This is a genomic window from Streptomyces sp. NPDC093546 (assembly GCF_044765045.1).
In the GTDB taxonomy this organism is placed as follows: Bacteria; Actinomycetota; Actinomycetes; order Streptomycetales; family Streptomycetaceae; genus Streptomyces.
In genome coordinates this window covers 1-8,644 of the sequence record NZ_JBIWJG010000032.1, presented here as the reverse complement: position 1 = coordinate 8,644, position 8,644 = coordinate 1, and the positions used below count along the sequence as shown (strand labels likewise).

Annotated in this window: 1 protein-coding gene; it reads right to left on the bottom strand. The window is 74.2% G+C overall.

What is annotated here, in order from left to right:
* On the bottom strand, positions 1-8,588 hold an 8,588-nt coding region (locus ACIRNI_RS31885; RefSeq protein WP_403556868.1), incomplete at its 3' end, for a type I polyketide synthase.
* Positions 8,589-8,644 lie beyond the last annotated feature (56 nt).

The window sequence follows — 8,644 nt, the reverse complement described above, 5'->3', positions numbered from 1 at the left end:
CACTGCGACCCCTGCCCCGGAAACACCAACACCGGAGCGCCCTGACCCGAACCACGCACGCTCGTAACGACGCCCGGCACCTCACGGCCCTCCGCGAGCGCCTCAAGACCTCGCCGGAAGTCGGCCAGGTCCAAGCCCAGCACCACCGCACGATGCCCCAGGGCAGCACGCGTAGCCGCCAAGGAGAAGCCGATCCGACCGACCGTCGACCCGCCCTCCACGTCGAACTCCCGCGCATAGTCGAGCAGACGCGCCGCCTGACCCCGCAGCGCCTGCTGCGTGCGGCCCGACAGGACCCACGGCACCACCGTGCCGGCCTCCACCGGGGCGGCGGGCGGCTCATCGACGGGCTGGGGCGCGGCTTCCAGGATCACGTGCGCGTTCGTGCCGCTCACGCCGAACGAGGAGACACCCGCCCGACGCGGACGGCCGACCTCCGGCCACTCGCGCGCCTCCGCCAGCAGCTCGACAGCCCCCGCCGACCAATCCACATGCGGCGACGGCTCACCCACATGCAACGTGGCAGGCAGCACGCCGTGACGCATGGCCTCCACCATCTTGATCACACCCGCGACACCCGCAGCCGCCTGCGTATGCCCGATGTTGGACTTCAACGACCCCAGGTACAGCGGCTCCTCACGATCCTGTCCGTACGTCGCCAGCAACGCCTGCGCCTCGATGGGGTCACCGAGCCGCGTCCCCGTGCCGTGCGCCTCCACCACGTCCACGTCGGCAGGGCTCAAGCGAGCGCTCTCCAGTGCTTGCCGGATCACCCGCTCCTGCGACGGGCCGTTCGGCGCAGTCAAACCGTTCGACGCACCGTCCTGGTTGACCGCCGTACCCCGCACCACCGCCAGCACCTCGTGGCCACGCTCCAGAGCATCCGACAGCCGCTCCACGAGCAGCACACCCACACCCTCGCCCCAGCCCGTCCCGTCGGCGTCCGCCGAGAAGGCCTTGCACCGGCCGTCAGAGGAGAGCGCGCCCTGCGTGCTGAACTCGATGAAGGTGCCGGGGAGCGGCATCACGGTGACGCCGCCCGCGAGCGCCATCGAGCACTCGCCGTTGCGCAGCGACTGCGCCGCCAGGTGCAGCGCCACCAGCGACGACGAACACGCCGTGTCCACGCTGAGCGCCGGTCCCCGCAGGCCGAAGGTGTAGGAGATGCGGCCGGACAGCACACTGGCGGTGTTGCCGGTGCCCAAGTGGCCCTCGGTGGCGGTCTCGGAGCCGAGCAGCAGGGCGGCGTAGTCCTGGCCGTTGGTGCCCGCGAACACTCCGGTGTCGCTGCCGCCGACCGAGGTCGGGTCGATGCCGGCCCGTTCGAAGACCTCCCAGGAGGCCTCCAGCAGCAGGCGCTGCTGCGGGTCCATCGCCAGCGCCTCGCGCGGCGAGATGTTGAACAGGCCCGCGTCGAAGGCGGCGACGTCGTCGAGGAAACCGCCCGCGCGGCTGGACGAGAGTCCGTCGGGGCCGAGCAGGGCGTCGAGGTCCCAGCCCCGGTCCGCCGGGAAGTCGCCCATCGCGTCGGTTCCGGAGGCCACCAGGCCCCACAGCGCCTCGGGCGAGTCCACGCCGCCGGGGAAGCGGCAGGCCATGCCGATGATGGCGATGGGCTCGTCCGTCGCCGCCCGGTCGCCGCCCGCGGCCGGGCGGGCGGCGGAGGCCGACGTCTGGCCGGACAGGAGGGAGAGCAGGTGCGCGGCGAGGACCGCGGGGGTCGGGAAGTCGAAGACCAGCCCGGCCGACAGGGACAGACCGGTCCGGGAGGCCAGGAGGTTGCGCAGCTCCAGGGCGGTGAGGGAGTCGAAGCCCAGGTCGTGGAAGGCGCGTTCACGGTCCACGGCCACCGGCGAGCCATGGCCGAGGACGGCCGCGACGGCCTCCAGGACCAGGGTTTCCGCTCCGCGCGCCTGCTCGGCGGCGTCCGCGTCCGGCGCCGTGAGCGCGGCGGGACCGGCGGGACCGGCGGCCTCGGCTCCGCGTACGACCGGGGCGGCCTCGGGGAGCTCGGCGAACAGCCTGCTGGGCCGTACCGCCGTGAAGCCCGGGGCGAACCGTTCCCAGTCGATGTCGGCGACGACCAGCGTGCCGTCTCCCTCGGCCAGGGCGGTGGCCAGTGCCCCCAGCGCCCGGTCCTCCGGCATGGCGGGCAGCCCGCCGCGCGCCAGCCGGGCCGCGGCGGCCGGATCGGCGGCCATCCCGGCTCCGGCCCAGGCACCCCAGGCGAGGGCGGTGCCGGGCAGGCCCCGGGAGCGGCGGCGTTCCACCAGGGCGTCGAGGTGCGCGTTGGCGGCGGCGTAGGGCCCCTGCCCGGCGCTGCCGATCACGCCCGCGAGGGAGGAGAAGACGACGAAGTCGGTGAGTTCGCCGGTGAGTTCGTCCAGCAGGTCCGCGGAGCGGGCCTTGGCGTCGAGTACGGCGGCGAGCCGTTCGGGCGTCAGCGCGTCGAGCACACCGTCGTCGACGGTCCCCGCGGCGTGCACGACCGCGGTCAACGGGTGGTGTTCCAGCAGCTCGGCCACCGCGTCCCGGTCGCTCAGGTCGCAGGAGACGACGACGGCGTCGCAGCCGCGCTCCGCGAGGTCCGCGACCAGCTCGGCCGCGCCCGGTGCGGCAGGGCCGCGCCGGCTCGCCACGACGAGGCGGGTGGCGCCGCGCTCGGCCAGCAGACGGGCGACCTTGCCACCCAGCGCACCGGTGCCACCGGTGACCAGGACGGTCCCGTCGGTACGCCACTCGGCGGGTTGCGTCCGCCCGGCCGCGGCGGTGGGGGCACGCCGCAGTCGGCGGACGTGGATACCGGTCGGCCGAACGGCCGCCTGGTCCTCGCCCGCTTCCCCGACCAGCAGCTGCGCCAGCCGCTCGGCCGCCCGTCGGTCGAGGCGCTCCGGCACGTCGACCAAGCCGCCCCAGCGATCCGGGTGTTCGAGGGCGGCGACCCGGCCGAGTCCCCATAGCTGGGCCGCGACGGGGCGGCATTCGTCGCCCGGCACGGCCACGACCGCGCCGGAGGTGAGGCACCACAGCGGCGCGGTGATTCCGGCGTCGCCCTGGGCCTGGATGACCAGCAGCAGCTCGGCGGCGGTGTCCACGCACGCGAGCACCCCGGCGACGGGGCGGGCCCCGTCGGCGGCGGCCGACGCCAGGTCGGCCATCCGGGCAGCGCACTGCGTACGGTCCCCGCCGAGACCTGTCATCTCGGCGATGTCGGCGCCCGCGGCACGCAGGCCTTCCGCAAGCCCCTCGGGTGCCTCGGCGCCCACGACCAGGAGCCAGGTGCCGCCGAGCCGCACCCGCCGGTCGGTGACCGGGGCCCAACCGACGCGGTAGCGCCAGGCGTCGGTGGTGGCCTTGTGCCGGCCCCGCTCCCGCCAGGCGGCGAGGGCGGGCAGGACGGCTCCCAGGCCGTCCCGCTGGTCCTCGTCCAGGCGCAGCGCACCGGCCACGGCATCGGCGTCGGCCGAGTCCACGGCCGCCCAGAACTCCCGCTCGGCCGGGTTCTCCGCCGCGACGGGGCGGGGGGCCACGGGAGTGGGCCAGTGACGTCGGCGGGCGAAGGGATACGTGGGCAGTGCGGTCCGGGAGCCCCTGAAGGGGGCGAGATAGGCGGACCAGTCGACGGGGACGCCGCGGGTGTGCAGGCGGGCCAGCGCGCGGACGAGGGTGTCGACCTCGGGGCGGTCCGCGCGCAGCGCGGGTACGGCAACCAGGGTGTCGGCCTGCTCCGCCGCCAAAGCGGAGAGGACGGCGGTGGGGCCCAGCTCCAGTGCCGTACGTACGCCGCTGAGGGAGGCGATCGCGTCGGCGAAGCGGACGGGCTCGCGGATCTGACCCACCCAGTACTCCGGGGTCGCCATGTCCCCGGGCGCGGTCGTGACGACGGGGATCGTCGGGGCGTGGTACGTCAACGACTCCGCGACCGCCGCGAACTCGTCGAGTATCGGCTCCATCAGGTGCGAGTGGAACGCATGGGAGACCGTGAGCCGCTTGACCCGTACGCCCTCCGCACGCAGCTGCTCCTCCAGAACCGCGATCGCATCGGCGTCACCGGAAACGGTCACGGAGGTGGGTCCGTTGACCGCCGCGAGGTCCACGCCCTCGGGCAGCTCCAGCTCGTCCTCGGCCGCCTCCACGGCCAGCATCGCACCGCCCGACGGCAGCGCGTCCATCAACCGACCACGCGCCGAGACCAGAGCACAAGCGTCATCCAGGGACAGCACCCCCGCGCAGTGCGCGGCAGCCAGCTCACCAATCGAGTGACCCACCAGTACGTCCGGGGTCACACCCCAGGACTCCACCAGCCGGAACAACGCCACCTCGACCGCGAACAACCCGGCCTGCGCGAAGACCGTCCGATCCAGTGCCTCGCCGTCCTCGAACACAACGTCCCGCAGCGGCCGTTCGAGATCCACCCGCGCACACACCGCGTCGAAGGCGTCCGCGAACACCGGGAACGCCTCGTACAGCTCACGCCCCATCCCCGTCCGCTGCGCACCCTGGCCCGTGAAGAGCAGAGCGAGCCCACCGTGCACGACCTGGTCGCGCACCGCGTCCTGCGGGTGCTCACCCGCGGCCAGTGCCGTCAGTACGTCGGTGTGGTCGCCGAAGACCACCGCGCGGTGGTCGAGGTCGGCGCGCGTGGTGACCAGGGTGTGCGCCAGGTCGGCGGGGTCCACGTCCACGCCGGCGAGCCTGCCGGCTTGCTGCGCGAGGGCGTCCGGCGTGGCGCCGGACAGCGGGACGGGCAGCGGGAGGTCCGGGTGCTCGTGCTTCCGCCGGGTGTCGGCGGGTACCTCGGCCGGCTCGGGGGCCTGCTCCAGAATGGTGTGTGCGTTGGTGCCGCTGATGCCGAACGACGACACGGCCGCCCTCCGCGGCCGGTCCGCCGGGGGCCACAGGCGGTTCTCGGTGAGCAGTTGCACCGCTCCCGCCGACCAGTCCACTTCCGGGGTCGGCTCGTCCACGTGCAGCGTCCGGGGCAGCACCCCGTGGCGGAGCGCCATGACGGCCTTGATCACGCCCACGACACCGGCGGCGGCCTGGGTGTGCCCGATGTTGGACTTCACCGACCCCAGGTACAGGGGCTCTTCGCGGCCCTGTCCGTACGTCGCCAGCAGAGCCTGCGCCTCGATCGGGTCGCCCAGCCGGGTGCCCGTACCGTGCGCCTCCACCGCGTCCACGTCGGAGGGCGCCAGCCCCGCCGACGCCAGCGCGGCCCGGATCACCCGCTGCTGCGCGGGGCCGTTGGGCGCGGTGAGCCCGTTCGACGCGCCGTCGGAGTTGATCGCGCTGCCGCGGACTACCGCGAGCACCTCGTGCCCGTTGCGGCGCGCGTCCGACAGGCGCTCGACGAGCAGGACGCCCACGCCCTCGCCCCAGCCGGTGCCGTCCGCGCCCGCGGCGAAGGCCTTGCAACGGCCGTCGGCGGCCTGGCCGCGCTGCTTGCTGAACTCGGCGAAGACGGACGGCAGGGAGAGTACGTTGACGCCGCCGACGAGGGCCAGGTCGGACTCCTGGTGGCGCAGCGACTGGCAGGCCAGGTGGAGGGCCACCAGGGAGGAGGAGCACGCGGTGTCCACGGTGACCGCCGGTCCTTCGAGGCCGAAGGCGTAGGCGACGCGGCCCGACAGCACGCTGGGCGACCCGCCGGTGACCAGATAGCCGTCGCCGGCCTCGGGGTCCGCCGCCAGCACGGTCAGATAGTCCTGGCCCCCGGCGCCGGCGTACACCGCCGTACGCGAGCCGACCAGGGACCGGGGGTGGATGCCCGCGCGCTCCAGCACCTCCCAGGACGCTTCGAGGAGCAACCGCTGCTGCGGGTCCATGGCCAGCGCCTCGCGCGGCGAGATGCCGAACAGGTCGGCGTCGAAGGCGGTCGCGTCGGGGAGGAAGCCGCCCGTCCGGGGGTAGTCGGCGCCGGGCGCGTCGAGGTCCCAGCCGCGGTCGGCGGGGAAGGGGCCCATGGCGTCGGTGCCGGACCGGACCAGCTCCCAAAGGTCCTCCGGGGAGCGGACGCCGCCCGGGAAACGGCAGGCCATGCCGACGAGGACGATCGGGTCGTCGTCCGCCGCGGCGGCATCACCGGGAACGGGCAGCGCTGCCGGGGCCGCGGTCTCGGCAGTTTCCGCGTTCGCGCCGGTGATCTCGGCGGCCAGGAAACGGGAGAGGGCCAGCGGGCTGGGGTGGTCGAAGACGAGGGTGGCGGACATGCGCAGACCGGTGGTGAAGGTCAGGCGGTTGCGCAGTTCGACGGCGCCCGCCGAGGTGAGGCCCAACTCGCCGAAGGCCCGGCCGGGTTCCACCGCGGAGGCGGACTCGTGGCCGAGCACCAGCGCCACCTGGTCACGGACCAGGTCGAGCAGGAACCGGTTGCGCTCCGGCTCCGAGGCCCCGGCCAGCCGTTGGGCCGGCGGCAGGGCCTCCTGGTCTGCGGCGGGGCCCTGGGCGGCGCTCTGTTCGGCTGCCTGGCGGAGTCTGCGGACGTCGGGGAGCTCGTCGAGCAGACGGCTGGGGCGGGTGGCGGTGAAGAACCAGGAGAAGACCTCCCAGCGGATGTCGGCGAGGGCGAGCGTGGTCTCGTCCCGCTCCAGCGCCGTACGCAGTCCCGCGAGGGCGTGTGCGGGCTCCATCCGGAGGATGCCGTGGCGTTCGAGTACGTCGCCGAAGCCTCCCTCGGCCATGCCGGCGCCCGCCCATGATCCCCAGGCCACGGAGGTGGCGGCCAGGCCCTGGGCACGGCGGTACTGCGCGAAGGCGTCCAGGAAGGCGTTGCCGGGGGCGTAGTTGCCCTCGCCGGCCGAGCCGAAGACGCCGGCCAGCGACGAGAAGAGCACGAACGCCGAGAGGTCCAGGTGCGCGGTGAGCCGGTGCAGGTTGAGGGCGCTGGCGACCTTGGCGCGCAGCGCGGTCTCGACGCGGTCCGGCGTGAGCGAGTCCACGATGCTGGAGTCGACGACTCCGGCGGCGTGGAAGACGGCGGTCAGCGGCCGTGCGGCGGGCAGGTCCGCGAGGACGGCCGCCAGCGCGTCGTGGTCGGCCGCGTCCACTGCGGCGACCGTGACCTCGGCTCCCGACTCCCGCAGCTCGGCGGCGAGTTCGGCCGCGCCGGGGGCCTCCGGGCCACGCCGGCTGAGCAGGAGCAGGTGCTCGGCGCCCGCGGCGGCGAGCCAGCGGGCCACGTGCGCGCCGACACCGCCGGTGCCGCCGGTGACCAGCACGGTGCCGGACGACTGCCACGTGCGGCCGGGCGGGGCCGGCTCGGCTCGGCGCAGACGGGGCACGAAGACCCCGGTGGGGCGTATCGCCGCCTGGTCCTCGCCCGTACCGGCGAGGACGGCCGCCAGCCGGGACATCGCGCGCGGCTCGGGGTCGGCGGGCAGGTCGATCAGGCCGCCCCACTGGGTGTACTCGTGGGCGGCGACCCGGCCGAGACCCCAGGTCAGGGCCTGTGCCGGGTGGATGACGGCGTCGCCCGGCCCGGCGGCGACGGCGCCGGAGGTGGCGCACCACAGACGCATCGGTTCGCCGGTGTCGTGCACGGCGTGCAGCAGGGTGATGCCGACGGCGAATCCGGTCGGGGTGGCGGGGTGTTCGGGGGCGGGGTCCTCGGCGAGGGAGAGCAGCGACAGTACGCCGTCGGCGCCGCGCAGCCGCTCGGCGAGGGTGCCGCGGTCGTCCTCGGGGGCCACGGGCAGCAGTTCGGGGGCGGCGCCGGCCTCTTCGAGGGCCGCGAGAACCGCGGTGACCAGCGGGTGTGCGTGGTGGTCCGGGTGTACGGCCACCATCCAGCGGCCGTCGAGCCGCCCGGCGGGCAGCTGCGCGGGGGTCCATGCGGTCCGGTAGTACCAGCTCTCGACCCGGCCGCGTTCGCGGTCGCGCCGGTGCCAGGAGGAGAGCGCGGACAGGGCCTCGGCCAGCGGGGTCCGGCCGCTGACGTCGAGCATGCGCTGGAGGGCCGAGAGGTCCTCGTTCTCGACTGCGGACCAGAACCAGTCACGTCCACTGTCGGTGGCGTGCAGTTCGGGCTCGGCGGTGTCGAGCCAGTAACGGCGTCGCTGGAAGGCGTAGGTGGGGAGGTCGACGGGCCGGGCGTCGGGCAGGACACCGGTCCAGTCGATCGGGACACCGGCCACATGCGCTTCGGCGAGGGCGGTCAGCCAACGCGTCGCGTCCCCCCGATCACGGTGCAGGGTCGCCAGCGTGACACCCGGATGCCCGGCCGCCTCCAACGACTGCTCGATGCCCGGGGTCAGGACGGGATGCGGGCTGCATTCCAGGAACACCGACCGGCCGTCCGCCAACAAGGCACCCGTCGCCTCATCGAACCGCACCAACGACCGCAAACTCTCATACCAATAGCCCGCGTCCATCACCGCCGTGTCGATACGCCCACCCGTCACCGACGAATACAACGGAACCGAAGACGACACCGGCTTCACCGGCGCAAGGTCCGTGAGGATTTGGTCGCGCAGTTCTTCCACCTGCACCGAATGCGACGCGTAATCCACCAGCACCCGACGCGCCCGCACCCCACGCTCCACACACAGAGCCATCAGAGCGTCGAGTGCCTCCGGCTCACCCGACACCACCGTCGAACCCGGACCGTTCACCGCCGCGACCGACACCCGGCCCTCGAAACCGG